The 26,590-nt window shown below is 31.5% G+C and carries 31 protein-coding genes; 21 read left to right on the top strand and 10 right to left on the bottom strand.

The genetic code is table 11. The features are described from left to right. Positions 1–55 precede the first annotated feature (55 nt). The gene (gene dapB / locus L8U98_RS04855) at positions 56–784 is read left to right on the top strand and encodes a 4-hydroxy-tetrahydrodipicolinate reductase (protein ID WP_263663887.1); all 729 of its coding nucleotides are present in this window, start codon (positions 56–58) and stop codon (positions 782–784) included. After that, positions 785–2,125 carry an amidophosphoribosyltransferase gene (gene purF, locus L8U98_RS04850; RefSeq protein WP_220555473.1) on the top strand — a complete coding sequence of 447 codons (1,341 nt, stop codon included), beginning with the start codon at positions 785–787 and terminating at the stop codon, positions 2,123–2,125. It begins immediately after the preceding gene. A gap of 3 nt (positions 2,126–2,128) precedes the next feature. On the opposite strand, the gene L8U98_RS04845 is transcribed toward purF, so the two are convergent. From L8U98_RS04845 to ilvE, 4 genes are read right to left on the bottom strand one after another with little or no spacing between them, the layout of a single operon-like run. After that, positions 2,129–2,659: a DUF2393 domain-containing protein gene (locus tag L8U98_RS04845; protein WP_263725170.1), complete on the bottom strand. Its 531-nt coding sequence runs from the start codon at positions 2,657–2,659 to the stop codon at positions 2,129–2,131. After that, positions 2,659–3,195, bottom strand: coding sequence for a DUF2393 domain-containing protein (locus L8U98_RS04840; RefSeq protein WP_263725169.1), 537 nt, complete (start codon positions 3,193–3,195; stop codon positions 2,659–2,661). Before L8U98_RS04840 ends, L8U98_RS04845 begins: the two co-directional genes overlap by 1 nt. A gap of 17 nt (positions 3,196–3,212) precedes the next feature. Then, positions 3,213–4,283 (bottom strand): prohibitin family protein, encoded by a 1,071-nt coding sequence (locus tag L8U98_RS04835; RefSeq protein ID WP_263663891.1) that lies wholly within the window; start codon positions 4,281–4,283, stop codon positions 3,213–3,215. A gap of 12 nt (positions 4,284–4,295) precedes the next feature. After that, positions 4,296–5,210 carry a branched-chain-amino-acid transaminase gene (ilvE, locus tag L8U98_RS04830; RefSeq protein WP_012662102.1) on the bottom strand — a complete coding sequence of 305 codons (915 nt, stop codon included), beginning with the start codon at positions 5,208–5,210 and terminating at the stop codon, positions 4,296–4,298. Positions 5,211–5,307: 97 nt separating this feature from the next. On the opposite strand from ilvE, the gene L8U98_RS04825 reads away from it, so the two are divergent. The 11 genes from L8U98_RS04825 to L8U98_RS04775 all read left to right on the top strand — a co-directional run bounded on the left by L8U98_RS04825 (position 5,308) and on the right by L8U98_RS04775 (position 16,172). Continuing rightward, positions 5,308–5,514 carry a tautomerase family protein gene (locus L8U98_RS04825; RefSeq protein WP_263706753.1) on the top strand — a complete coding sequence of 69 codons (207 nt, stop codon included), beginning with the start codon at positions 5,308–5,310 and terminating at the stop codon, positions 5,512–5,514. Then, positions 5,511–5,972 (top strand): thioredoxin-dependent thiol peroxidase, encoded by a 462-nt coding sequence (bcp, locus tag L8U98_RS04820; protein WP_263679502.1) that lies wholly within the window; start codon positions 5,511–5,513, stop codon positions 5,970–5,972. Before L8U98_RS04825 ends, bcp begins: the two co-directional genes overlap by 4 nt. After that, the gene (locus L8U98_RS04815; RefSeq protein WP_263725168.1) at positions 5,966–7,039 is read left to right on the top strand and encodes an epoxyqueuosine reductase QueH; all 1,074 of its coding nucleotides are present in this window, start codon (positions 5,966–5,968) and stop codon (positions 7,037–7,039) included. Before bcp ends, L8U98_RS04815 begins: the two co-directional genes overlap by 7 nt. Positions 7,040–7,107: 68 nt before the next feature. Then, positions 7,108–7,548, top strand: a complete 441-nt coding sequence (gene fabZ, locus L8U98_RS04810; protein WP_039619275.1) for a 3-hydroxyacyl-ACP dehydratase FabZ — start codon at positions 7,108–7,110, stop codon at positions 7,546–7,548. Continuing rightward, positions 7,548–8,339, top strand: coding sequence for an acyl-ACP--UDP-N-acetylglucosamine O-acyltransferase (gene lpxA / locus L8U98_RS04805; protein ID WP_263725167.1), 792 nt, complete (start codon positions 7,548–7,550; stop codon positions 8,337–8,339). The genes fabZ and lpxA overlap by 1 nt, the downstream gene beginning before the upstream one ends. Continuing rightward, positions 8,332–9,561, top strand: a complete 1,230-nt coding sequence (clpX, locus tag L8U98_RS04800; protein ID WP_039619273.1) for an ATP-dependent Clp protease ATP-binding subunit ClpX — start codon at positions 8,332–8,334, stop codon at positions 9,559–9,561. The genes lpxA and clpX overlap by 8 nt, the downstream gene beginning before the upstream one ends. Positions 9,562–9,563: 2 nt before the next feature. After that, a complete protein-coding gene (locus tag L8U98_RS04795) occupies positions 9,564–10,601 on the top strand; it encodes a rod shape-determining protein (protein WP_012662095.1) in 1,038 nt (345 codons plus the stop codon). Then, on the top strand, positions 10,591–11,334 hold the full coding sequence (gene mreC, locus L8U98_RS04790; protein ID WP_263725166.1) for a rod shape-determining protein MreC: 744 nt from the start codon (positions 10,591–10,593) through the stop codon (positions 11,332–11,334). Before L8U98_RS04795 ends, mreC begins: the two co-directional genes overlap by 11 nt. Before the next feature lie 86 nt (positions 11,335–11,420). Beyond that, a complete protein-coding gene (locus tag L8U98_RS04785; protein WP_263725165.1) occupies positions 11,421–12,392 on the top strand; it encodes a catalase in 972 nt (323 codons plus the stop codon). A 97-nt stretch (positions 12,393–12,489) separates the two neighbouring features. Beyond that, complete coding sequence (gene carB / locus L8U98_RS04780) at positions 12,490–15,753, top strand: carbamoyl-phosphate synthase large subunit (RefSeq protein ID WP_263725164.1); 3,264 nt, start codon at positions 12,490–12,492, stop codon at positions 15,751–15,753. Then, positions 15,750–16,172 (top strand): Sua5 YciO YrdC YwlC family protein, encoded by a 423-nt coding sequence (locus L8U98_RS04775; RefSeq protein ID WP_263706741.1) that lies wholly within the window; start codon positions 15,750–15,752, stop codon positions 16,170–16,172. Before carB ends, L8U98_RS04775 begins: the two co-directional genes overlap by 4 nt. A 1-nt stretch (position 16,173) precedes the next feature. Here the strand turns inward: L8U98_RS04775 and L8U98_RS04770 are convergent, their stop codons facing one another. Then, positions 16,174–17,208 (bottom strand): isoaspartyl peptidase/L-asparaginase family protein, encoded by a 1,035-nt coding sequence (locus L8U98_RS04770; protein WP_263725163.1) that lies wholly within the window; start codon positions 17,206–17,208, stop codon positions 16,174–16,176. A gap of 175 nt (positions 17,209–17,383) precedes the next feature. On the opposite strand from L8U98_RS04770, the gene L8U98_RS04765 reads away from it, so the two are divergent. The 3 genes from L8U98_RS04765 to bioD are packed head-to-tail and all read left to right on the top strand — an operon-like array spanning position 17,384 to position 18,625. Continuing rightward, positions 17,384–17,731, top strand: coding sequence for a DMT family transporter (locus tag L8U98_RS04765; RefSeq protein WP_087699708.1), 348 nt, complete (start codon positions 17,384–17,386; stop codon positions 17,729–17,731). Next, complete coding sequence (locus L8U98_RS04760; protein WP_039619256.1) at positions 17,731–18,045, top strand: DMT family transporter; 315 nt, start codon at positions 17,731–17,733, stop codon at positions 18,043–18,045. Before L8U98_RS04765 ends, L8U98_RS04760 begins: the two co-directional genes overlap by 1 nt. Before the next feature lie 7 nt (positions 18,046–18,052). Continuing rightward, a complete protein-coding gene (gene bioD / locus L8U98_RS04755) occupies positions 18,053–18,625 on the top strand; it encodes a dethiobiotin synthase (RefSeq protein ID WP_263725162.1) in 573 nt (190 codons plus the stop codon). On the opposite strand, the gene L8U98_RS04750 is transcribed toward bioD, so the two are convergent. Next, positions 18,599–19,867 (bottom strand): adenosylmethionine--8-amino-7-oxononanoate transaminase, encoded by a 1,269-nt coding sequence (locus tag L8U98_RS04750; protein WP_263725161.1) that lies wholly within the window; start codon positions 19,865–19,867, stop codon positions 18,599–18,601. The two genes, bioD and L8U98_RS04750, sit on opposite strands and share 27 nt — an antisense overlap. Positions 19,868–20,001: 134 nt before the next feature. Between L8U98_RS04750 and L8U98_RS04745 the strand changes: the two genes are divergently transcribed. Genes L8U98_RS04745 through bioC form a run of 4 tightly spaced genes read left to right on the top strand, consistent with a single transcriptional unit; the run spans position 20,002 to position 23,052 of the window. Continuing rightward, entirely contained in the window at positions 20,002–20,622 is a 621-nt protein-coding gene (locus tag L8U98_RS04745) for a tetratricopeptide repeat protein (protein ID WP_263725160.1), read from the top strand. Continuing rightward, on the top strand, positions 20,622–21,746 hold the full coding sequence (locus L8U98_RS04740) for an aminotransferase class I/II-fold pyridoxal phosphate-dependent enzyme (RefSeq protein WP_263725159.1): 1,125 nt from the start codon (positions 20,622–20,624) through the stop codon (positions 21,744–21,746). Before L8U98_RS04745 ends, L8U98_RS04740 begins: the two co-directional genes overlap by 1 nt. Beyond that, positions 21,743–22,369 (top strand): pimeloyl-ACP methyl esterase BioG family protein, encoded by a 627-nt coding sequence (locus L8U98_RS04735; protein WP_263725158.1) that lies wholly within the window; start codon positions 21,743–21,745, stop codon positions 22,367–22,369. The genes L8U98_RS04740 and L8U98_RS04735 overlap by 4 nt, the downstream gene beginning before the upstream one ends. Next, positions 22,354–23,052: a malonyl-ACP O-methyltransferase BioC gene (gene bioC / locus L8U98_RS04730; protein WP_263725157.1), complete on the top strand. Its 699-nt coding sequence runs from the start codon at positions 22,354–22,356 to the stop codon at positions 23,050–23,052. Before L8U98_RS04735 ends, bioC begins: the two co-directional genes overlap by 16 nt. On the opposite strand, the gene blaOXA is transcribed toward bioC, so the two are convergent. From blaOXA to surE, 4 genes are read right to left on the bottom strand one after another with little or no spacing between them, the layout of a single operon-like run. Beyond that, positions 23,026–23,793, bottom strand: coding sequence for an OXA-493 family class D beta-lactamase (gene blaOXA / locus L8U98_RS04725; RefSeq protein ID WP_263725156.1), 768 nt, complete (start codon positions 23,791–23,793; stop codon positions 23,026–23,028). The genes bioC and blaOXA overlap by 27 nt on opposite strands. Then, positions 23,790–24,239 (bottom strand): GNAT family N-acetyltransferase, encoded by a 450-nt coding sequence (locus tag L8U98_RS04720; protein ID WP_263725155.1) that lies wholly within the window; start codon positions 24,237–24,239, stop codon positions 23,790–23,792. The genes blaOXA and L8U98_RS04720 overlap by 4 nt, the downstream gene beginning before the upstream one ends. Then, on the bottom strand, positions 24,223–24,876 hold the full coding sequence (locus tag L8U98_RS04715; RefSeq protein ID WP_214099256.1) for a ThiF family adenylyltransferase: 654 nt from the start codon (positions 24,874–24,876) through the stop codon (positions 24,223–24,225). Before L8U98_RS04715 ends, L8U98_RS04720 begins: the two co-directional genes overlap by 17 nt. After that, complete coding sequence (surE, locus tag L8U98_RS04710; protein ID WP_047208632.1) at positions 24,869–25,642, bottom strand: 5'/3'-nucleotidase SurE; 774 nt, start codon at positions 25,640–25,642, stop codon at positions 24,869–24,871. Before surE ends, L8U98_RS04715 begins: the two co-directional genes overlap by 8 nt. 137 nt (positions 25,643–25,779) lie before the next feature. Here surE and L8U98_RS04705 point away from each other — a divergent pair, with 137 nt between their 5' ends. Continuing rightward, the gene (locus L8U98_RS04705) at positions 25,780–26,589 is read left to right on the top strand and encodes an RICIN domain-containing protein (protein WP_263725154.1); all 810 of its coding nucleotides are present in this window, start codon (positions 25,780–25,782) and stop codon (positions 26,587–26,589) included. Position 26,590 lies beyond the last annotated feature (1 nt).

Below are 26,590 nucleotides of genomic sequence, written 5' to 3'. Positions count from 1 at the left end.
GCTTTTAAATAAATAAACGCTACAATTTTCCAAATTCTAAAAAGGCAGATTTAAAATGATTAATATTGGAATCCATGGAAGTAATGGGCGTATGGGTACTCAAATAAGACTTTGCCTAGAAGATGATGAGCAGGCAAAGGCTAGTGCGTTTTTTGATCAAGGATCAAATTATGAAGATTTTTTTAATAAATGTGATGTAATTATTGATTTTTCTACTCCAAAGGGTTGTGAGGATTTGCTTTTATATGCAAGAAGTAATCCCAAGCCTTTGGTGATAGGTACTACAGGTTTGGATGCTAAGCAAAATGAGTTAATGCAAAGTGCAAGTATTACTATGCCTATTCTTTATGCAACTAATATGTCTTTGGGTGTGGCGATTTTAAAAAAGCTTTCTTATTTAGCTAGTGAGGCTTTGAGAGATTTTGATATAGAAATACTTGAAATGCACCATAATAAGAAAAAAGATGCTCCAAGTGGTACCGCAATGACTTTAGCACAAAATGTTGCTAAGGCTAGAAATTTAGACTTAGAAAAGGTCAGAGTAAGCGGTAGAGATGGGATTATTGGGCAAAGAAGTAAAGATGAAATCGCGGTAATGAGTTTAAGAGGCGGTGATATAGTAGGTTCACATAGGGTTGGTTTTTACAATGAAGGTGAATTTATAGAATTAAATCATACGGCTACTTCAAGAGCTACTTTTGCAAAAGGTGCGATAAAATGTGCAAAATGGTTAGCTTCTCAAGAAAATGGCTTATATGATATAGATGATTGTTTAGGAATTTAAATGTGTGCAGTAGTTGGAGTAATTAATTCAAAAAATGCAAGTACGGTGGCTTATTATGCTTTATTTGCTATGCAACATCGCGGACAAGAGGCAAGTGGGATTAGCGTAAGTGATGGTTTGAGTATCAAAACACACAAAGCTAAAGGTGAAGTAGGGCAAATTTTTAATACACAAATTCTAGCAGGATTAAAAGGCGAGATAGCTATAGGACATAATCGTTATTCTACTGCAGGAAATTCTTCTTTGCATGATGCCCAACCTGTTGCAGCTACTTGTTCTTTGGGTGATATTTCTTTAGTGCATAATGGAAATTTGATTAATAAAGAAGAAGTTAGAAAAGAATTGATTAACAACGGGGCTATTTTTCATTCTAATATGGATACAGAAAATGTGGTACATTTAATAGCGAAAAGCAAAAAAGAAACTTTAAAAGATAGATTTATAGAAAGCTTGACTCAAAGCAAGGGAGCGTATTGCTTTATGCTTGCTAGTAAAAATCAACTTTTTGTCGTAAGAGATCCTTATGGGGTTAGACCTTTATCTTTGGGTAGATTAAAAGATGGTGGGTATATTGTAGCGAGTGAAACTTGTGCTTTTGATTTGATAGAGGCTGAATTTATCCGCGATGTAAAACCAGGCGAGATGTTGATTTTTACTCAAGGTAGTGATGAGTTTGAAAGCATTCAAGTATTTGATAAGACAGATCCAAGAATTTGCGCATTTGAGTATATTTATTTTGCTAGACCTGATAGTATTATAGAAGGTAAAAGCGTATATGAAGTGCGTAAAAAAATGGGTGAAGCCTTGGCTAAAAAATTTAAAGAAAAAGTGGATTTTGTAGTGCCAGTTCCAGATAGTGGTGTAAGTGCTGCTATAGGTTTTGCACAGTATTTAAAAATTCCACTTGAAATGGCAATAGTGAGAAATCATTATGTTGGAAGAACTTTCATAGAGCCAACTCAAGAAATGAGAAATTTGAAAGTAAAATTAAAACTCAATCCTATGAAAAAAGTTTTAGAAGGCAAAGATATAGTGGTGATTGATGATAGTGTGGTAAGAGGAACAACTTCTAAAAAAATCATCGCACTTTTAAAACAAGCAGGTGCAAGAAAAATCCATTTAGCGATTGCATGTCCAGAAATTAAATTTCCTGATATTTATGGTATAGATACACCTACTTTTGAAGAATTAATCTCAGCTAATAAAAGCGTTGAAGAGGTTAGAGAGTATACAGGTGCAGATAGTTTGACTTTTTTGGATATTAATGAACTAGTTTCAAGTATAGGCGATGAAAGAAAATACTCTTTAATTAGTTTTGATGGGGATTATTTTATTAAATAATCCTTATCTGCATTTTAATTGTTTAAATACCTTATAGCTTTGAAAATGAGGCGGTAATCCCACTTCAAATGAAAAATCTTTATAAGTATGCCCTGGTAAATTTTTTGCAATATTGATATTATATGAAGCATCTCTTTGTTCTTGATTTGCTCTTTTTATGCTATCAAAATTTTGTTGATTAAAGATTTCACCACTTACCTCATGTTTTTTGTTATCATCAATTATCCTAAGTTCTAAAAAGCATTCAGAAATTTTAAAATTAGTATCATTAGTTACTCTACCTTTTACAATAATACTTTCTGTTGCTAAGCGTCTGTAGGTTGAAAAATTACTCAAACTTGCTTTTTTGGTATATTGATCTATAGTTAATAACAATGAAATGGTTAAAATCAAGGCGAGTATAAAACTCACTATGCAAAAAATAATCATATATTTTTTATTTTGAACTTTTAAGTAAAGCAAAACCCAAGTTAAACCTGTAGAAGTTAACATAATAACAATGATTAAAATATGAAAAAATGTAAAATATCCCATTAAAAACACTTTGAACTAATCTCAATGTCAAAATTTTGACCTTCTTTAAAATCGGAAAATTTGGTTTTTAAATTAATAGTTTGTTGTGGATTTATTGTTTTTTCTATCATGGTTGATTTGCTTCTTAGAGGTTTTATAGTATGTATTAAATTTTTAAAAGTACTATTATCATCACTTTTCTTAAAAACTTCTACTTTTAATTTGCAGTATCTAAAGCTTTTTTTAGAAGTATTTGTTAAGCTATAATCAACGCTGAGTGAGTTATCGTATACAAAAAATTGAGCATTATCTAAGCTGGTTATTCTTGATCTAACTTTAGTATCAATTAAAAAATATCCTAAATAAGCGATACTTGCTGAACATAAAATTCCTAAAAAAATAATTGTAAAAGCAAAAGCAGGCTTGTTTCTAATGATTAAAGCTAAAAATAAAGTGATAATGAAAAAAAATATAACCAAGGCCATTAATAAAAAATCTACTAAGTGCAAATGAGTAGTATAAAAAATCATTTGCTCTCGAATGTGTTGGGCATTCATTATCACTTCTTTAGTTTTTAATTTGCTACTGAGCTTGTTCTTTTGCTATCTTTGCTATCAACCCAAATATTTGGCACAGCTCCACCAGGTGTTAAGAAAATTTTGGCATCTTTATTAACCTTAAGCGCTTCGTTAAACTGCTTTTGAGTTTCAATTTGTTTTAAATCAAGCAAAGGGTTATTTAAACTTTTTGCTATTTCTCTATTTGAATACGCTTGCGCATCAGCTTCTATTTTAACCGCACTTGCTCTACCTTTAGCACTAATTATGGTTGCATTTGCTTCCCCTTCAGCTAAAGCTGCTTTTTTAAGTGCTTCTTGATTAGCTCTTTCTACTTCATATTTGGTTCTTTCAGCTTCTTGTTTAGCAATTTGTACTCTTTCAATTTGCTCTTTTACTTTTATAGGCAAGATAATCTCTCTAAGTTGAACTGCCTGAAGCTCAGCAGGTTCATTTGGTTGACTTTCTATGGTTTTTCTAATGCCTTGATCAATTTGCACTGCTATGGTGTTGCGATTGGTCGGAAGCTCTTCTGCGGTATATTGACCTACCACATTTCTTACTACATCTCTTACAACCGGATCAATGATTTTATTTTCCCAATTAAGCCCCCAAGTAGCTATGGTTTGAGGAACTTGCAAAGGATTTAATCTATATTGAACAGTTACATCAATAGACACAGGCAAACCTCTTGAATCAAGTACAGAGATACTATTTTTATTTACAACCCCTGAGCCTATTTGTAAATTTTCATTTACGCCTTCAATGGAAGCATAATTAATTTGTCTTACTCTAGTATCTACTATAGTGATTTTTTGTAATACCGGCATAAAAAAATGAAGTCCTGGCTCAAGCGGAGTAGGGCTGTATTTACCCGTGGTAGACTTGATCCCCATTTCCCCTGAATTAACTATTGCAAAAGGTTTAAAAAGTGCAAAGACTAAAACAATTGCAATCGCACTATAAATTAATGGAGAAAATTTTCCAAAACCTTTGAAATTAAATTCTGGGGCTTTGAAATTTAAATTTTGCTTATTGTTGTTTTGATTGTTTTTTTTATTAAAATAATCATTCAAATCAGCTGGCATTTAGTTCCTTTGTTAAATATAAGTTAGCATAGAAGCGTATTTTTCATTGCGTCCATAAACTATATCAAAATACGCATTTTGGAGCTTTGTTGTTAGCTCACCTCTTTTTCCATTTCCTATGATTCTTGCGTCAATATTATTTATTGGGGTTATTTCTGCTGCAGTTCCTGTGAAAAATGCCTCATCAGCCACATAAACTTCATCTCTTGAAATTCTTTGGCGCACTACGCTTATGCCCAAATCATGTGCAATTTTTAAAACAGTATCTTGGGTAATACTTTTTAATGAAAAATCATTTGGCGGGGTGATTAATTTCCCGTCTTTAACCATAAAAAAGCACTCGCCTGTCCCTTCTGCTACAAAACCTTCTTCATCAAGCATTAAAGCTTCTTCATATCCTGCTTCTATAGCTTCATATTTAGCCATTTGAGAATTTAAATAATTTGCACTTGCTTTGGCTTTGCCTAGGCTAGATTTTACGCTATTTCTAGCAAAAGAAGAAATTTTAACCTTAATACCTTTTTCTAAGCCTTCTTCGCCCAAATAAGCACCCCATTCCCAAGCAGCAATAGCTACTCTAACAGGAGCTTTAGCATGATAAACTCCCATAGTGCCATCACCTAAAAAGATCAATGGGCGCAAATAAGTGTTATTTTGAAAATCATTTGCTCTTAAAAGTTCAACTTGCGCATTTTCAAGTTCTTCTTGAGAAAAAGGTGAGTTGATTAAAGTGATTTTTGCAGATTCTAAAAGTCTTTTGGTGTGTTCTTTTAATCTAAAAATTGCTAAACCATTTTGTGTTTTATAAGCTCTTGTTCCTTCAAAAACTGCATTTGCATAATGTAATGAATGTGTTAAAACATGAATTTTTGCATCATCAAAATCAATTATTTTTCCATCCATCCAAATTTTTTTTGCCCTAATCATAAATAAGCCTTTATTGAAAATAAAACTAATTTTATCAAAAATATACTAATAATTGCTAGAATATAGTAAAATTCTTTATTTAAAGCAAGGAAAAACAATGCCTATTATTAGTATCAAACTCGCTAAACCAGAATTTAGCAAAGTACAAAAAGAAGAGTTAATAGCAGATATTACAGAGCTTTTGCATACAAAATATAATAAACCAAAGCAAAATATAGTCATAATGCTAGAAGATATTGAGCCATATAATATTGCTTTTGGTGGTGAAAGTGTAGAAAAATTAAGATTGAAAGGTAAAAAATGAAAGAATTACAAATTGGCGATAAAGCCCCAGTTTTTGAACTTTTAAATCAAGATGGGGTTAAAATTTCTCTAAGTGATTTTTTGGGTAAAAAAATTATTTTGTATTTTTATCCAAAAGATAACACCCCAGGTTGTACTACACAAGCTTGTGAATTTAGTCAAAATTATGAAGATTTTTTAGGGCAAAATGCTGTGATTATAGGTATTAGTCCAGATAGTGTGAAATCACATGAAAATTTCATTAAAAAATATGATTTGAAACACACTTTATTAAGTGATAGCGAAAAAGAAATTTGCAAACTTTATGGTGCTTGGGGTTTAAAGAAAAATTATGGAAAAGAGTATGAAGGGCTTATAAGATCTACTTTTGTAGTTGATGAGGAAGGAAATATCGCAAAAATTTATAAAAATGTAAAAGCTAAAGATCATGCTTTTAAGGTGTTAAAAGAATTATGTTAGTTCATATTTGTTGTAGTGTGGATAGTCATTATTTTATACAAGAATTAAGCAAAGCCTATCCTGATGAGAAAATCATCGGGTATTTTTATGACCCAAATATTCATCCATATAGTGAGCATGAGCTTAGATTTTTAGATGTTAAACGCAGTTGTGATAAATTAGGCATTAAACTTTATAAAGGTGAATATGAGTATGAAAAATGGCTTGAGAGTGTAAAGGGCTATGAGGATGAGCCCGAAAAAGGTGCAAGATGTCAAATTTGTTTTGATTTTAGAATGCACAAAAGTGTTGAATTTGCTCAAAAAATAGGAGAAAAAAAACTTACAACAACTCTTTTAACATCTCCTAAAAAAGACCTAGAGCAACTAAAATTAGCTTTGCAAAAAGAATGTGATAAATTTGGCATAGAGTTTTTAGCGCCCGATTTTAGAAAAAATGGAGGTACGCAAAGACAATTTGCCCTAGCAAAGCAAGATATGCTTTATCATCAAAATTATTGTGGTTGTATTTATGCACTTTCTAAACAAAAAGGTCAAAAAGCCTTTATAGATGAGCTGATGAGTCCTATTAATAAACAAATATTACCTTCAAGTATAGAAGAGAAAATTAAATTCTACAACCAAGTAAAAAATTTAGAAAAAAAGGGCATTAAATTTGAAATTCAAAGAGAGAAATTTTTAAATTATCGCTTGTTAAGGGCTTTGATAAAACAAAACAAGCAAGCTATAAGAACTCATGTTTTATTTTATTCACATTTTAAAAATTCTTACACTAAATTTAGTATTTTAGATGAGGGTTTAAAGCATTATAAAAGTGCAAAGGATGAGATTAATTTATGGAGTTTTGATTATTTTAATAGCTTATGTAAAATGCGATTTAAAAATTACGAAGATTTTTTACAAAATCCTTTAAAAATAGAGCAAGAAATCAAAATAAGACAAAAGTATTTTGGTGCTTATGATCTTTCACCGGTGATTATTGTTGAAAATATTATTAAAGGTGCTTATGAATTTATGGCAAAAAGTGAAATTTATTTTGATAGCAAAGAAAAGATTGTGAAGTTATAAAACTTAATTAATTTATTAATATTTTTTTTGTAAAATCTGAATTTTGAATATATTTTAAGGCTAAATTTATGATAGATGTAATGCAAATTCAAAAAATTTTACCACATAGGTATCCATTTTTACTTGTAGATAAAATCGTAGAATTAAAAAACAAAGAAGTTGTTAGAGGTTATAAAAATATTAGTATAAGTGATCATGTTTTTATGGGACATTTTCCAGATCATCCAATTTATCCGGGTGTGTTAATTTTAGAAGGCATGGCGCAAACTGGAGGGGTTTTAGCATTTGAAAGTATGGATGATAAAGTAGATCCAAGCACTAAGGTAGTATATTTTACGGGTATTGATAATGCAAAATTTAGAAATCCAGTGCGTCCTGGTGATAGACTTGATTATGAAATGAGTGTAGTAAAAAATCGTGGAAATATGTGGATTTTCCAAGGAAAAGCTTTTGTAGATGGGCAATTAGTTGCAGAAGCTGAACTTAAAGCCATGATAGTAGATAAATGATGAGCAAAATTCATCCAAGTGCAGTTATAGAAGATGGAGCTATTATAGCAGATGATGTTGTAGTAGAAGCTTATGCTTATGTTGGTAAAAATGCTAACATAGGTGCAAATACCATCATCAAACAAGGTGCAAGAATTTTACCTAATGTAACTATAGGTGAGAATTCAAAAGTGTTTTCTTATGCTATAGTTGGAGATATCCCGCAAGATATATCTTATAAAGATGAGATAAACTCAGGTGTTATCATAGGAAAGAATGCGGTTATTAGAGAATTTGTTACTATTAACTCAGGTACAGCTAAAGGCGATGGCTTTACAAGGATAGGCGATAATGCTTTTATCATGGCTTATTCTCATATTGCGCATGATTGTACTTTAGGAGATCACATCATTTTAGCAAATAATGCTACTTTAGCAGGCCATGTAGAACTTGGAGATTATACTGTAGTAGGTGGGCTTACTCCAATACATCAATTTGTAAAAGTAGGAGAAGGGTGTATGATAGCAGGTGCTAGCGCACTTTCTCAAGATGTAGTGCCATTTTGCTTAGCTGAGGGAAATCGCGCAAGCATTAGAAGTTTGAATTTAGTAGGCATTAGAAGACGCTTTGATAAAGAAGAAGTGGATGTTTTAAGCAAAGCTTTTAAATTTTTATTCAGACAAGGAAATTTAAAAGATAATGCTTTGAATTTATTAGAAAGTGCTTCTAGTGAAAATGTTAAAAAAATGTGTAATTTTATCTTAGAAACAAAAAGAGGAATTCCTATATATAAGGAAAAAAACCATGGTTAAAAGATGTAGTTTTTGTAACGAAATAGAAACAAGCGAAAGAAGAATTTTAGTAAATGATTATAATAATGCCTTTATATGTGAGTATTGTGCTGAAAGTGCTTGCAATATTTTCTTTGGAGAGGAAAAAGAGCTAAAAAATAAAGAAGTTGATAAAGAAAATTTTAAAGACATAACCCCTAAAGAATTAAAAGCATATTTAGATAAATATGTCATCGGGCAAGATAGGGCTAAAAAAATCTTTAGTGTAGGGGTGTATAATCACTACAAAAGACTTTTTAGATCTGACTTAGAAGATGATGATACAGAATTAGCAAAATCAAATATTTTATTAGTAGGTCCAACAGGAAGTGGAAAAACTTTACTAGCACAGACTTTAGCTAGATTTTTAGATGTGCCTATTGCAATTTGTGATGCAACTTCTTTAACTGAAGCAGGTTATGTAGGAGAAGATGTTGAAAATATCCTCACTCGTCTTTTACAAGCTGCTGATGGAGATGTGCAAAGAGCTCAAAAAGGGATTATATTTATCGATGAGATAGATAAAATTGCAAGAATGGGTGAAAATCGTTCTATTACAAGAGATGTGAGCGGTGAGGGTGTGCAACAAGCTTTACTTAAAATCATTGAAGGATCTTTAGTAAATATTCCGCCAAAAGGTGGTAGAAAACACCCAAATCAAGATTTTATACAAATAGATACGACTAATATTTTATTTGTGTGTGGTGGGGCTTTTGATGGTATTAGTGATATCATTAAAAGAAAACTAGGCGATAATGTCATGGGCTTTTTTACTGATGATAAAAAAGATGAAAAAGAAGCCTTGCTTCAAAGATTAGAGCCTGATGATTTAGTGCATTTTGGGCTTATCCCTGAACTTATAGGAAGATTGCATGTGCTTGCTTCTTTAGAAGAGCTTGATGAAGAAAGTATGGTGCGTATTTTAACTGAGCCAAAAAATGCCATTATTAAACAATATCAAAAACTTTTTGCTATTGATAATGTGGAATTAAAGTTTGAAGATGAAGCACTAAGAGAGATTGCTAAGCTTTCATTAGAGCGTAAAACAGGTGCTAGAGGTTTAAGAAGTATTATTGAAGAGATGATGGTAGATTTGATGTTTGATTTGCCAGAGTATAATGGATATAGCATAGTAATTACTAAAGAAGTGATCAAAGAAGGTGCAAAACCTTTATTTATAAAAAATAAAAAAGTTAAAGGCTGAGAATGATTTTAGATCAAATAATTGGATTTTTTTCAAGTGATATGGGGATTGACTTAGGTACCGCAAATACTTTAGTTTTGGTAAAAGATAAAGGTATAGTGATTGATGAACCTTCGGTTGTTGCAGTAGAGCGTGAAAGATATGGTAGGGTTAAAATTTTAGCTGTTGGAAAAGAAGCTAAGGAAATGGTAGGAAAAACCCCAGGTAATATCGAAGCAATCCGTCCTATGAAAGATGGTGTGATTGCTGATTTTGATATGACTGAAAAAATGATCCGTTATTTTATAGAAAAAACTCATAGAAGAAAATCTTTTTTAAGACCTAGAATTATCATTTCAGTACCTTATGGTTTAACTCAAGTTGAAAGAAAAGCAGTTAGAGAAAGTGCTTTAAGTGCGGGTGCTAGAGAAGTATTTTTGATAGAAGAACCTATGGCAGCAGCTATTGGTGCAAATTTACCAATCAGAGAGCCTCAAGGGAGCTTAGTGGTAGATATTGGTGGTGGTACAACTGAAATTGGCGTTACTTCTTTGGGTGGACTTGTGATTTCAAAATCTATCCGCACAGCCGGTGATAAGCTTGATACTAGTATAGTAAATTATGTAAAAGAAAAATACAATCTTGTCATAGGTGAAAGAACGGGTGAGGAGATTAAAATCGCTATTGGTTCAGCAGTTCAGCTTCCAAAAGAGCTTTCTATGGTAGTTAAAGGACGCGATCAAGTAACAGGCTTGTTAAATAGAATCGAACTAACAAGTGAAGATGTAAGAGAAGCTATGCGTGAACATTTAAAAGAAATCGCTGATGCTTTAAAAATCGTTCTTGAAATGATGCCACCTGATCTTGCAGCAGATATTGTTGAAAATGGTGTTGTTTTAACAGGAGGCGGAGCTTTAATACGCGGGCTTGATAAATATTTATCTGAAATTGTAAAACTTCCAGTATATGTAGCTGATGAGCCGCTTTTAGCAGTTGCAAAAGGTACAGGTAAAGCTTTAGAAGAAATTTCATTATTGCACCAGCTAACGAATGAAGAGTAAAATTCTTAGCGTTTTAATATTATCTTTTTTAGTATTTATTTCGTTTTATTATGGAGATGTAATAAAACGAAATGTTTTAGATTTAAATATTGCTATTGTCAATCAATTTTCTCAAAGTATTGATCTTTTAAAAAATAAATTTAACGAGCATTTTAATCAATCTGAAAAAATTAGAACTTTAAGAGAAAGAAATGCCGAACTTGAGAAAAATAATATCTATATGAAAAACTTTGCTAATGAGCTAAATAATATTTTAAGTGATAAAAACTCAAGTTTTTATTATCCTAATGTTAGTTTAGTTAAAGCAACTTCTTATGCGCAAATTAGTGATTATCATAAGGTTTGGCTTGATGTTGATTATAAAGGAAAAATCAAAGGCTTAATTTATAATGGCTATACAGCAGGCATAGTCATAGAAAAAAATGGTAGAGCTTTGGGTCTTTTGCAAGGTGATGAAGAATGTATTTTTTCTGTTTATATAGGTAAAGAACAAGCACCAGGTATAGCTCATGGGAGAAATGATTATGTTTTAGTTAAATATATCCCTAAATGGCTTGAGCTTAAAATGGGTGATAAGGTTTATACAAGTGGCTTAGATGAGATTTTCTTTTCAGGAATTCCGGTGGGAGAAATTTTTAAAATAGAAGAAGAGGGTGCTTATCAAAATGCTTATGTTAAACCCTATGCTAAGATGAAAGTACCAAGCTATTTTTATATGGTAGAAAATTTATAGTAAAAAATTATTTATTTTAATTAATATAAATTATTATTTAGAATTAAATATTACAATAGCTTCTAAGTTTAAAACTAGGAGCTTTAATGAAAAAATATATTAGCAGTTGTTTGGCTATTTGTTGTTTAAGTGGTGCTATTTATGCAAACGAAGTAGAATATGATGCGCAAAAAATAGCAGATATTTTTTATCAACTTAATGCAGACCCTAAAAATCCAAAAGCAAAGGTTAATCATGCAAAGGGTTTTTGTGCTATGGGAACTTTTGAGCCAGCTTTGTCTATCAATAAAGAAATTGATGTGCCTTTATTAACACAAAAAAGTTTGCCAATCCAAGTAAGATATTCTTTGGGTGGCGCTTTTAAAGATGATAAAAGCAAAACAAGGGGTATGGCTATTAGAATTACTGATCCTAAAGATTCTGCCTCTTGGACTATGGTTATGCTAAATACAGAAATAAATTTTGCAAAAAATCCTAAAGAGTTTGGTCAGTTTTTTGAAATGAGACTTCCTGTAAATGGTAAAGTTGATCAAGAAAAAATAAGCAAGATGATGCAAGAGGTTGATTCTTATAGAAATTTTGCTGCATATACGGATAAAATTGGTATCAGTAAAAGCGTAGCAAATACTCCATTTTTTAGTATCCATACTTTTTATTTTAAACAAGCAAATGGAGAAAATTATCTACCAGCAAGATGGAAATTAGTTCCAAGCGAAGGTGTGGCGTATTTAAATGAGGCACAAATGAAAAGTGCAAGTAGTGATTTTTTAAAAGAAGATTTTCAAAATCGTATAAAGGCTAATAAGTCAGTTGAGTATAAGATGTATTTAGTATATGCAAATAAAAATGATATTACTAATGATACAACGGCCTTGTGGAGTGGTAAACACAAAGAAAGTTTAGTTGGGACTTTTAAAGTTAATGCTTTGAGCAAGGAAGATTGTAATTTTGATGTATATTTTCCTTCAGATGTACCTCAAGGGGTTAATCCACCACAAGATCCTTTATTTGATGTAAGAAATGAAGCTTATGCTATAACTTTTGGTAAGCGTCAATAAAATTTAGCTCTTTAAGAGCTAAATTCTTTATTAATTTCAACTTCTAAAAAACTTATATTTGTTATAATTTGGCTAAAAATTCAGCTTAGGAAAATACATGCCAAAAAGAACAGATATAAAAAATATATTATTAATAGGCAGTGGGCCTATCGTTATAGGTCAAGCTTGCGAGTTTGATTACTCAGGAACTCAAGCAGCAAAAACCTTAAAAGAGCTAGGTTATAGAGTAGTTTTGATCAATTCTAATCCAGCTACTATTATGACAGATCCTGAATTTGCTGATGCAACTTATATAGAACCAATTACCAAAGAAAGTATTCTAAGTATAATCAAAAAAGAAAAAATCGATGCGATTTTACCTACTATGGGTGGCCAAGTTGCTTTGAATGTTGCTATGGAAGTTTATGAAAGTGGCGAGCTTGCAGATGTAAAATTTTTAGGTGCAAATCCTGAAGCGATAAAAAAAGGCGAAGATAGACAAGTTTTTAAAGAATGTATGAAAAAAATTGGCATGGATTTGCCAAAATCTATGTATGCGTATAATTATGAAGAGGCTTTAAAAGCTGTTGATGAGATTGGTTTTCCTTTGATGATTAGAGCTTCTTTTACCTTAGGTGGTGCAGGAAGTGGCGTGGTGTATAATATGGATGAGTTTGCAGAACTTGCAAATACTGCTTTGGCGTTAAGTCCTATCCATGAAATTTTAATCGAAGAAAGCTTGCTTGGTTGGAAAGAATACGAAATGGAAGTCATTAGAGATAAAAATGATAATTGTATTATCGTTTGCTCTATTGAAAATGTTGATCCTATGGGGGTTCATACGGGTGATTCTATTACTATAGCTCCTGCTTTAACTTTGACTGATAAAGAATATCAAGCAATGCGTAATGCCTCTTTTGCTATTTTAAGAGAAATTGGAGTGGATACAGGCGGATCAAATGTGCAATTTGCTATCAATCCAACTAATGGTAGAATGATAGTTATTGAAATGAATCCTAGGGTTTCAAGATCTTCAGCCCTAGCTAGTAAAGCTACGGGTTATCCTATAGCTAAGGTAGCTACGCTTTTAGCAGTTGGATTTAGTTTAGATGAGATTAAAAATGATATCACAGGAACTCCTGCTTCATTTGAACCGGTAATTGATTATATTGTAACTAAAATTCCTCGTTTTACTTTTGAAAAATTCCCAAATGCAAGCACAGAACTTGGCACTGCTATGAAAAGCGTGGGTGAGGTTATGGCTATAGGGAGAACTTTTAAAGAAAGCATTCAAAAAGCACTTTGCTCACTTGAGAGAAATTTAAGTGGGTTTGATACTATAGAATGTGATAAAAATGAGCTTTTGACAAAAATTCGCCAAGCTAATGAAAAACGCTTGCTTTATATAGCACAAGCTTTTAGAGAAGGTTTTAGCACACAAGAGCTTTTTGAGCTTTGCAAAATAGATCCTTGGTTTTTAAATCAAATCAAAGAAATAGTGGAATTTGAAAATCAAATTGATATGGATATTTTAAGCAACAAACAACTATTAAGAAAAGCTAAAACCTTAGGTTTTTCAGATAAAAAAATCGCTAGTTTGATTAATCAAAAAGATAATCTTGAGTTAAGCCAAAATGATATTTATTATGCAAGAATTAAACACAAAATCATCGCTCAATATAGTGAAGTAGATACTTGTGCAGGAGAATTTGAAGCACTGACCCCTTATTTATACTCAAGTATTAATACAAATGAAGCTACGCAAGTAAAAGAAAGTAAAGATAAAAAAGATAAAAAAGTGATGATTATAGGTGGTGGACCAAACCGCATAGGACAAGGCATTGAGTTTGATTATGCTTGCGTGCACGCTTCTTTTGCTCTAAAAGATATGGGCGTAAAAACTATAATGTATAATTGTAATCCAGAAACGGTTTCAACAGATTATGATACAAGCGATATTTTGTATTTTGAGCCAATTGATTTTGAGCATTTAAGAGCAGTTATTGATAGAGAAAGACCCGATGGAGTGATAGTGCATTTTGGTGGTCAAACTCCGCTTAAATTTGCAAAACGCCTTAGTGCTTTTGGAGCAAAGATCATAGGAACAAGTGCAAGGGTGATAGATTTAGCTGAAGATAGAAAGAAATTTGCTAAATTTATCGAAGATTTAGGCATAAATCAACCTAAAAATGGCACAGCTATAAGCGTTGAAGAAGCGATTATAAAAGCAAATGAGATAGGTTATCCTGTGCTTGTTAGACCAAGCTATGTTTTGGGTGGTCGTGCAATGCGTGTGGTGCATGATGAGAGCGAGCTTAGACTTTATATGCAAGAAGCCGTAGATGTGAGTGATAAATCTCCGGTATTAATCGATCAATTTTTAGACAATGCAACTGAACTTGATGTAGATGCGATAAGTGATGGAAAAGAAGTTTATGTAGCAGGCATTATGGAGCATATTGAAGAGGCAGGAATTCACTCAGGCGATAGTGCTTGCTCTTTACCTGCTGTAAATATTGATGAAGCTATGCTTGAAATGATTGAACAAAAAACAAAAGATATTGCTTTAAATTTAGGTGTAGTAGGGCTTTTAAATATACAATTTGCTATCCATGATAATAAACTTTATATGATAGAAGTAAATCCAAGAGCTAGTAGAACTGTGCCTTTTGTAAGTAAGGCTACAGGAATTCCTTTAGCTAAGGTTGCAACGCGCGTGATGTGGCAAGGAAATTTAAGAGAAAGTTTGAAATTTTATGATACCTTTAAAGTGGTAGAAGAAAAAAATGGAATTTTAAAAGCTAAAAAACCAAAACACATTAGTGTAAAATCAGTGGTATTTCCTTTTGCTAAACTTAGCGGAAGTGACCTTGAGCTTGGGCCTGAAATGCGCTCAACAGGTGAAGTTATGGGTGTAAGCAAAGACTTTGAAAACTCTTATGCAAAAAGCCAACTTGCTTCTTCAAATTTCTTACCAGAAAGTGGCAATGTATTTTTATCACTAAGAGAACAAGATAAAAAATACGCAGTAGATTTAGCTAATGAATACATTAAGCTAGGATTTAAAATCATTGCTACAAGCGGTACTTATAAAATTTTACAAGAAGCAGGTTTAGAGTGTGAGTTTGTGCATAAAATTTCTGAAGGACGCCCAAATGTAGAGGATAAGTTAAAAAATTCTCAAATTCAACTTGCTATTAATACTAGCGATGAGCATAGTTTTAAAGGTGATACTAAAAAAATTAGAGCAAATATTTTACGCTTTAAAACCCCATATTTTACAAACCTAAGAGCAGCGTATGCAGGTGCTAAAGCGATTAAAGCTATACAAAATAAATCATGCCTTGAAGTAAAGAGCTTGCAAGAATACTTAAAAGCATGATTTATCTTGCTCAAACTGATACAACAGCGGGGTTTTTAAGCAAGGACTTAAAAGCCCTTAATACTTTAAAAAAAAGGCCTTTAAGTCAAGATTGTTTGATTACCACAGCTAAATTTAGTGAGCTTAAAAAACTTACAAGAGTGCCAAATCATTTTAAAAACACTATTAGAAAATCCAAAAAAACTACTTTTTTATATCCTAATTCTAAAGCAATACGCGTCGTGAAAGATTGTGCCCATGAGGAATTTTTAAAAGAGTTTGATTGGCTTTATTCTACTTCTGCAAATCTTCATGGAAAAAAATTTGATTTAAATTGGGCTATGCAAAATGCAGATAAAATAGTAGATGAAAAGTTTTTTGAAAGTGGAGCCTCAAAGATTTTTAAACTTCGAGGCGTTAAAAAAGTTAAGTTGCGCTAATTTATTTTCCAAGCGGCCAAAATACTTTTGGTTCTTCACCGATTTTTGCTTGTCCATGATACATTCCAAGTTTATCTTTAGTCCAAGCATAGCCAACTTTTCCATTTTTATCTATAGAGATGATTCCACCCGTGCCACCAAGTTTAGCTACTTGTTTGATAGTTTCTTCGGCTGCTTTTTGTACTGAAAGTTTTTTATATTTATATAAAGACGCAACTTCATGAGCCACAGCCACTCTTATATAAATATCACCTGTTCCTGTGCAAGAAATCGCAACTGAGTCATTATTTGCATAATTTCCTGCCCCTATGATAGGAGAATCTCCAATGCGTCCTGTCATTTTATTTGTAGTACCACCTGTGCTTGTGCCCGCTGCTAGGTTGCCATTTTTATCTAAAGCTATCGCACCTACTGTGCCTAAATATGGCTCAGTACTTACACCAAGATGAGCCTTTGCTTTATCGCTATCTAGTAATACTTCTTTGCTTTTTTTAGCTTCTTGAAGTTGTTTGTATCTGTGCTCTGTGAAAAAATATTTTTGTCCTACTATTTCTAAACCATGTTTTTTGGCTAATTTATCAGCACCTTCTCCTGCTATTAAAGTATGAGGTGTTTTTTCCATAACAAGTCTTGCCGCCTCTATAGGATTTTTAATCGTCCTAGCCATAGCAATTGCACCTGCTCTTAAATTTTTTCCATCCATTATAGATGCATCAAGTTCGTTAAATCCATCAGAAGTAAAAACAGCACCTTTTCCAGCGTTAAATTCAGGACTATCTTCCATTACTTTAATGGCAGCTATAATTGCATCAACAGAGCTTCCACCTTTTTCAAGTATGCTTTGGCCCGCTTTTAAAGATTCTTTCATTACCTTTTCTCTTTTAGCAAATTCTTCTTTAGTAAGTCCTAAGCCACTTGTACCACCGTGTATCACGATGATAGGTTCAAAATCTTTTGCAAAAGTATTATTACTTGTTAAAAATGCTAAACTAGCTAATATTAATAAAGCCTTTTTACTATTTGTTAAAAAACTCATTTTTATCTCCTTGTTACAAGCTTTTGATTCTATAATAATAAAAATTAAATATAAATTAATATTATAAAAATATTTATAATAATGATATTTTTTATTATTATATGTTTAGTTTTTGATTAAAGTTTTATTTTTGTAATTTTAGCTATAATTTGCGCTTTTGAAAAAAAGGTAGATTATGATAGAAAGAACAAAAATAAGCTCTAATTTTGGTTGGTTTATGGTGATTTTAGGTGGTTTGGTTGAGTGTTTTTGGGTGAGTGGTTTAAAATACTCAACTGAAATTTGGCATTATGCTTTAACAGCCATTGGGGTTTGCATATCTTTTACATGTTTTTTAAAAGCTTGCGAAAGACTTGAAGTAAGTATTGCTTATAGTGTTTTTGTAGGTATTGGCACGGTTGGGGTGGTGCTTAATGAGATGTTTATTTTCAATGAGCCAAGTTCTATTACCAAACTTACTTTAATAGCTATTTTACTTTTAAGTATCATAGGCCTTAAAATCATTAGCAAGGAAGCTAAATAATGGAATGGTTCTTTTTGTTTTTAGCGACTGCTTTTGAAATTTTTGGTGTGATTATCATGAAGCAACTTGTAAGCACTAAAAATAAGCTTTATCTTTTAGCTTTGATAGTGTGTTTTGGTTTTTCGTTTGGGTTTTTAAGCCTTAGTATGCAAAGCATTGCTATGAGTGTGGCTTATTCTATATGGACAGGAGCTGGAACTGCAGGCGGGGTTATCATCGGAGTGCTTTTTTATAAAGAAAGTAAAAGCTTTTTAAAGCTTTTTTTAATTGCTCTTATCATTGCTTGTACTGTGGGTTTAAAAATACTTTCATAGGTTTAAAATGAAAATATATATTAGCGGCATAGACACAGATGTTGGCAAAACTTATCTAAGTGCTAGAATTTGTAAGGAATTGGGTTTTGATTATTTTAAGCTTATCCAAGCAGGCACGCCAAAAGATAGTGAGGTAGTAGCTGAGTTTAGTCCAAAAACTAAGATTTTTAAAGAAGGTGTGTTTTTACAAACTCCTGCTTCCCCGCACAAAGGCAGGATTTTAGAGAATTTAAGCTATAAAGCCTTTGATATACAAATTCCACAAAGTGACAAACTCATCATCGAGTTAGCTGGTGGGCTTTTTTCTCCTCTTGATGATGAAAAAACAATGATTGATTATATGAGTGCGTTTAAGCACCCTACGATTTTAGTCGCAAAAGACTATTTAGGAAGTATCAATCACACTCTTTTAAGCATAGAAGCACTAAAACAAAGAGATATTAAAATCCTTGCTTTAATCTTAAAAACCCAAGATAATTTTAGCAAGGATTTTATAAGCAATTATGCTAAAATTCCTATCATAGAATTTGATGATAAAGTGTGCGAAAAGCTTTCAAAAATCCTTGAAAATCTCTCTTAAAGACTGCACTACATAAGCAATCTCATCTTCATTTATAACATATGGTGGCATGAAATAAATTGTATTTCCAAGTGGTCTTAAAAGCAAGCCTTTTTCTAAGGCTCTTTGAAAGACTTCAAGCCCTGCTCTTTGGTATTTGCTTTTTTGTATATCAAATGCGCTTACCATGCCTAAATTTCTAAAATTTCCTAAAAAATCAAATTCTTTTAAACTTTCCCATTGTGTTTTTATAAAAGCACTTTTGATTTTATTTTTTGCGATGATGTTTTCTTTTTCAAAAATATCCAAAGTCGCATTAGCCGCCGCACAAGCTAGGGCATTACCCGTATAAGAATGAGAGTGTAAAAAGGCCTTTTGGCTTTCATAGCTATCATAAAATTTCTCATATATTTCATCTTTAGTAAGCACCACTGAAAGGGGTAAATACCCACCCGTGATAGCTTTAGAAAGACATATATAATCAATACTTTGCGAGCAATAATCAAGTGCAAACATCTCTCCCGTGCGTCCAAAACCTGTAGCTATCTCATCAAATATCACTTGCACACCATAATCTTTAGCAAGTTTAACTGCCTCATCTAAATACCCAAGCTCATACATGTGCATATTGCCTGCACATTGAAGTAAAGGCTCAAGTATAAAAGCACAAATTTCATGATGATGATTTTTTAAAATGCTTTCTAGAATTTCGAGTTCTTTTGTATAGTCCTTGCTAGTTGGCACAGGTGTTGTGATACTTTTTAAAAGTAAAGGCTCGTAGGTTTTTTTATAAAGTGCTACATCACCAACGCTTAATGCGCCTAGGGTTTCTCCGTGGTAAGAATTGCTAAGTGATAGGAATTTATCCTTTTTAGAGCCATTGTTTAAGTGGTATTGAAAACTCATTTTTAAAGCCACTTCTATGGCTGAACTACCATTGTCTGCAAAAAAGCATTTATCAAAAGGCAAAAGCTTGCAAAGTCTTTGCGAAAGCTTTATGATAGGCTCATGTGAAAAACCAGCAAGCAAGACATGCTCTAAATTTTGAAGCTGATCTTTGATTTTTTCATTGATATATTCATTGCAATGGCCAAAGATATTTACCCACCAAGAGCTAATGCAGTCTATGTAGGATTTTTCATCAAAATCATACAAATACACCCCCTTAGCCTTTTTTATAGGTATTAAAGGTAAAAACTCATGATCACTCATTTGCGTGCAAGGGTGCCAAATGTGTTTTAAGTCTAGTTCTTTTAAATTCATTTTTACTTCTTTGATTTTTATTACTAATGATACTACAATTTTTACTCAAATTTATACTTTAAAATGAAAAAGGATTATTTAGAAAATATTTATATAATTAGTTTTTTTATTTTAAAATTTCAAAAGGAAAAATAATGAAAAAAATATTAGTTGTTCTAACAATTTTATTTTTAAATTTTGCATACTCACAAGAGGATTTGGTTGAAAAAGGGATTAAAGCCTATGAAAGTGGTGATTATATAAATGCTATGAAGTATTACAAACAAGCTTGTGATTTAAATATTGGAATCGGTTGTTTTGGTATTGGAGCTTTGTATGAAAGAGGGGAAGGTGTTAAAAAAAATAATTTTAAAGCAGTTGAGTTTTATAAAAAATCTTGTGATTTAAATATTGGAATCGGTTGTTTTGGTATTGGAGCTATGTATGAAAATGGAAAAGGTGTAAGAAAAGATAATTTCAAAGCAGTAGAATTATATCAAAAAGCATGTGACTTAGAAAATGGTTTAGGTTGTTCTAATCTTGGTTTCATGTATGCAAATGGACAAGGTGTAAAAAAGGATAATTTGAAAGCAGTTGAGTTTCATCAAAAAGCTTGCGATTTGAATAATGGAAGTAGTTGCAATAATCTCGGGATTATGTATGTAAATGGATCTGGTGTTAGAAAGGATCTTTCTAAAGCTTTAGAATATTTTGGCAAGGCTTGTGATGTAAAAAGCGATGAGGGTTGTGAAAACTATGCAAGGCTTAAACGATAATGCAAATTACACAAATTTTAGATGAGTTAAAACAACAAGATAATTTTAGAATTCTACGCTCATTAAAACATGAGGGAAAATATGTTATTTATAATGGGCAAAAATTACTAAATTTAGCGAGTAATGATTATCTAAATTTAAGTAATGAAAAAGCATTGAAGCAAGATTTTTTAACGCATTTAAAAGAATTTGAATTTTCTAGTTCAAGTTCAAGAAGCTTGAGTGGAAATTATGCGATTTTTGATGAATTTGAAAGCTTTTTAGAAGCTAAGTTAGGTAGAAAAATCTTACACTTTAACAATGGCTATGCCTTAAATGTTAGCTGTTTGCAAGCTTTAGCAAGCATTAAAAATACTTTGTTTTTAGCAGATAAGCAAGTACATGCAAGTATTATCGATGGTTTAAGGCTTGGCGGGGCTAAATTTATAAGGTTTAAACATAATGATATAAAGCATTTGCAAAGCTTAGTGCAAAAGCATTATAAAGAATTTGAAAATATTATCATCATAAGTGAAGCTTTATTTAGCATGGATGGAGATTTTGCGCCTATAAAAGATTTTGTAAGCCTAAAAAAAGAGTTTAAAAATATCAAAATTTACATCGATGAAGCTCATAGCATAGGGTGTTTTAATGATGATGGTTTGGGTTATGTGAGATTTTTGGGCTTAGAAAAGGAAGTGGATTTTTTAGTTTTTACCTTTGGTAAGGCTATAGCTTCCATGGGAGCTTGCATGATAAGTGATGAAAAAGATTTTTTTATCAACAAAGCAAGAGCCTTTATATACTCAACTGCCATTGCGCCTATCAATGTAGCTTGGACTTTGCATGTTTTTAAGCATTTGCATGAATTTAGCGCTCAAAGAAAAAAGCTTTTAGAGTTAAGTGCTTGGTTTAAAAATGCTTTGGCAAGTAAAGGTGTAGTTTTAGGTGAGGCTTATGTGATATCTTTTATTTTAGGGCAAAATGCACTAGCTAGTGAAATTTCTAAAAAGCTTTTAGAAAATGGTATGTTCGCACCTGCTATTAAAGAGCCAACCGTGGCTAAAAATACAGCTAGAATTCGCTTTTCTTTGCATGCTGGTTTAGTGAAAAAAGACTTAGAAAAGGTTTTGGAGGTACTTTGAAAACTCATTTTTTACATGAAAATGCAAATTCATCTGAGTTGATTTTATTTTTTTCTGGATTTTGCTCACATTTTAGACATTTTGCACATTTAAACAGTGATGTAAATGTTTTAATGGTGTATGATTATACGAGTTTTGGTTGGGAATTTGATCTTCATAAATTTGAAAAAATCACTCTTGTTGGCTTTTCTATGGGAGTTTGTGTAGCGAGTAAAATTTTAAAAGATATAAAATTTGATAAAAAAATAGCCATAAATGGTACAAATTTACCTATAGATGATGAATTTGGGATCAAAAAAGCCATTTTTAAACTTACGATGAAAAGATTTGCTTTGGAAGATTTTAAAGCAAATTTACTTGAAAAAAGAATGAGTTTAAGCGATGGATTTTATTTTGAAAAAAACGAGCATTTAAAAGTAGAACTTTTAAGCTTATATGAGTTTTGCACTAAAGATTTAAACGAAAATTTCACTTGGGATAAAGCCATAATTAGCAAAGAGGATAAAATCTTTCCACCAAAACATGCTTTTAATTTTTTCAAAGAAAAGGCAATGTTTATTGATGAGCCACATTTTGCATTTTTTAAATACCACACTTGGGAAGAGCTTTGCAAACTTTCATAAGAGCAAAAGACACTTATAGCGCAAATACACCTGTGCAAAAAGACATGGCTAAAGAGCTTTGTAAAATGCTTGTTGAGAGTGATTTTAGAGATTTTGAAGCGGTGTTTGAATTTGGCTGTGGGGTAGGGGTTTTTAGCAAGGCTTTGCAAGAGTGTATTAAATTTAAGCATTATTTTTTAAATGATATTTATGCTTTTGAAAATCCTTGTAAATTTGATGAATTTGGTGTTTTTGATATGAATGAACTTAAAAATCATCATTTTTATACGAAAAAATTTGATCTTATAGCTTCCAATGCTTGCATGCAGTGGCTAAAGATAGATGAGCTTTTAGAAAATCTTGCAAATATGTTAAATAAAAATGGGATTTTACTTTTTTCTACTTTTGGAGAAAAAAATTTCACTCAAATAAAGCAAAGCACTAATTTATCACTAGAGTATTTAACTTTAGAGCAAATTACACAAAAGCTTTCTAAAAAATTTAAGATTATCAAGGCAAAAGAAGAGTTAAAAGAGCTAAAATTTGATGATACTTTAGAGCTTTTTAGACATTTGAAATTAAGCGGGGTAAATGCTTTGAGTGAAAAATTTTTCATAAGCAAGGCATTTTTAAAAAACTATGAAAAAGAATTTCAAAATACCTTGACTTACCATCCTTTATTTTTTATGTGTCAAGTTTATTAAATTTGATAGATATTTTTTTGCTAATTCTTCTCTTAGATAAAGCTTGTTAAAATCACTTATATCCATACATAAAGCAAAAGCATAAATTTGATGAGTTTTTTTATCTTTTATAAAACCTACGATTTGTCCGTATTTTTCTTTACCCCAGCCTGTTTTTGCAAAAAACTCATAATGGCTATTTTCGCTAAGTTTTATTATATTTATAACTTCTTTTTGTATATTTTTAGGATAATCTAGTGCTAAATTTGCAAGTTTAAAAAGTAAAACAGATTGCTCTTTAGGACTAATTTGCAAAGAATCATCTATCCAAAATTCGTCGATTTTACTTATTTTTTGGTTGCCATAATTAAGTTTATTTAAGTTTTTTTGCATTTTTTCTAAGCCTATTTTTCTAGCTAGTTCTTTATAAGCAGGTAGTTGTGATCTTTGCATAGCTAGGGCTAAATTTGCGTCATTTTTCCAAGAGGATAAAAATACTTTTTCACCTTTGTAGTGATAAAAAATTTCATTAGTATCTTTCACAATACCTTCATTAAGTGCGATTAGGGAATTGAAAATTTTAAAAGTAGAGACAGGTAAAATGCGCTTGTTTGCTTTTTTAAAATCATTACTATAATAATTTTTGCCATCATAAGCTATAAAAACTCCACTTTCATTGTAATCTTTAAAAAGATCTTTTAAATTTTCATTTGCCAAAGCAAAAGAGCAAAAAAGACTAAAAAGTAAAAGTAATTTTTTCAATTTATTTCCTTTTTCATTAAAAAATTTTTCAATTCTTGTTGATCTCTTATAGCAATGTTTTCTTTGATGATTTTAAATCCTGCTTTTAAAAAGAAATTTTTAGCACTAAGGCTAGCAAAAGTATAAATTTCACTATAAGGATAGTTTTTAAGAGCAAATTCCAATAAAGCTTTGCCATAACCTTGATGAGCATAGTTTGCATGAGTAAAGCAAAGATCGAGTGTTTTTTCTTCTAAATTTATACTTATAAAAGATATGATTTGGCCTTTTTCTTCATAAACAAAACCTAGTTGATTTTGAAATTTTCTTTCCCAAGCTTTTTGGTCTATATTAATCCATGCATGAATTTGTTCTTTTGTGTAATCATTTTTACAAAGAGTGGATACGCTTTGCTTAAAAAGCTTGATGCAAGAAGTTAAGTCTTTTATATCAAGCTTTCTTATCAAGCACTTTCCTTAAAGCCAAAGAAGCTAAAGCAAGTCCAAAAGAGGCTGTCACACCCATAAATGAGCCAAGATCTTTACAATGAGCTTCTTCATCTGAAAATACCACATCAAAATCCCCTTTAAAGCCTGATTTTCTAAGCTCATAACGGAATTTTTTAGCTAGGGCATCGCCATGTGTTTTAAATATACTTGTCGTTTTAATACGCGTCGGATCAAGCTTTCTAGCTCCACCAGTTGATGAGATAAAAATTTGCTTTTTTAAATCAACTAAATTAGCCAAAGCAACCTTAGCAGGTATATCATCAATCGCATCGATGATTAAATCAAACTCGCTCAAATCAAAACTTTTTAAAAACTCATCATCGATTTTGCTAACTATACCTTTGGCATTGTAAATGCGTTCAAAAACCTTAGCTTTTTCTACGCCTATATTTTCACTATGAAGTTGGCGGTTTTGATTAGTAGTTTCAAATTTATCTGCATCGATTAAAGTTAGATTGCTAAAGCCACTTCTAAAAAGCGCATCAACACAAATTCCACCAACTCCACCAAGTCCGCAAACTAAAACTTTGGTATTTTGAAATTTAATAAAATTTTCTTCATTAACAAGCCATTTTATACGCGTGTATCTATCCATTTTTCATCCATTTTTTGAGATTTTTCATTTGATTATAAGCTGTTAGATCAAGCATTATAGGTGTTATTGTGGCATAGCCTTGTTTTAAAAGTGCTATGTCTGAGTCTTTTTCATTTTCATGATCAAGATTAGCAGCAGCTAGCCAGTAGTATTCTACACCTCTTGGATTTGTATTTGAGTGTGCTTCATAACTATAAATTCTTTTACCTGCTTTGCAAATTTTTAAGCCTTGAAAGGCTGTTTTACTAGAAGGAAAGTTGATATTTAAAAATTCTTTTTTATCTAAAGGAAAGCCCTTTTCAAAGATATTTTTGACTATTTTTTTAGTAAGTTTTAAAGCAAGTTTATAATCAAGCTCTTTTTGGCTATCTTTATAAAATTGTGATAAAGCTATAGCAGGAATTCCATGAAGTACTGCTTCCATTGCTCCTGCACAAGTTCCTGAGTAGGTTATATCCTCGCCTACATTAGCACCTTTGTTAATCCCACTTATGACAAGATCAGGCAAACGCTTTTTATATAAAGCATGCAAAGCAAGATAAACACAATCTGCAGGCGTGCCATCATCAAGTTTATAAAATCTTTTGCCAACCTTGTGAAATCTTAAAGGTTTGGTTAGTGTTATGGAGTGTGAGCATGCTGACTTTTCACTAGCAGGAGCTACTATGGTGATTTTAGCTTTAAAATGCTTTCTTAGCATTTTAATAAGTTTTTTTAAACCTTCACTTTCATAGCCATCATCGTTTGTTATTAAAATTTCTTTCATATTTTTCCTTTTTTTAAATTTTAACATAAGTGATAAAATATTTTTTTAAATAAAGAAAAATTATTAATGGTGTTTTGTATTACAATTTATTTATAATTATGATAATATATTTAAATTTAAATATTCAAGGAGGAAAAATGCAAAAAATTAAATTCATAATGATATTTAGTGTATTTGTAGCTTTTTTTATCGGATGTTCTTCTAAAGAGCAATTTAATCCTTTGGCGCGTTCTTTGGGCGGTGTAAATGATATTGATCCTTTAAAAATAGGTAAAAATCCAACACCACCTGCTAAGCAAAAAACACCAGCTTTAGTAGAAGGGAAACATTTTCCTGCTATACCGCTTGTGCCACCAGTAATTACTACAAATACTTTTAAAGGAGATAATCCCATAAAAGGACCATTGCCAAGGTTAACTTCGGATAATAAATTTACTTCAAACGCTTTGTATGAAAATTCAGGTATTGCAAGTGATTTTGTAACCATTATGAATCCAAATGGTGCTGCATTAACTGTTTGGGCATTAAATCCAGGGAATTGGATATGGGGTTATAATTTATTTGATAGCAAGCCTTTTGGTGATGCAAGAGTTTGGCAGCTCATTGAATTTCCAAATAATAAAGTAATGATTAAAAATGCAAAAACTTTAACTTGTTTAAATGCCTATGGAAATGGCATTGTGCATTATCCTTGTGATCAAAGCAATTTTGCTCAGTATTGGAGACTCTTTCCTATGAGTAATGGCGCTTATCAAATTCAAAATTATGCTACCCAACAATGTATACAAACAACAGTTGGAAATGTAATGGAGGAATTTTATTTTAACTATTATAGTATTTATTTGACGCCTTGTTTGAAACCAAAAGAAAAAAATTTAGATAGACAATGGAGTATAAGCGCACCTGCTTTTCAAACAAGATCACCTTATGCTTATACAGGAGAGTAAT

Source organism: Campylobacter sp. RKI_CA19_01128, assembly GCF_025771175.1.
Lineage (GTDB): Bacteria > Campylobacterota > Campylobacteria > Campylobacterales > Campylobacteraceae > Campylobacter_D.
The sequence above is the reverse complement of the archived record's forward strand: the minus strand, read 5'-3'. Positions and strand labels throughout refer to the sequence as shown.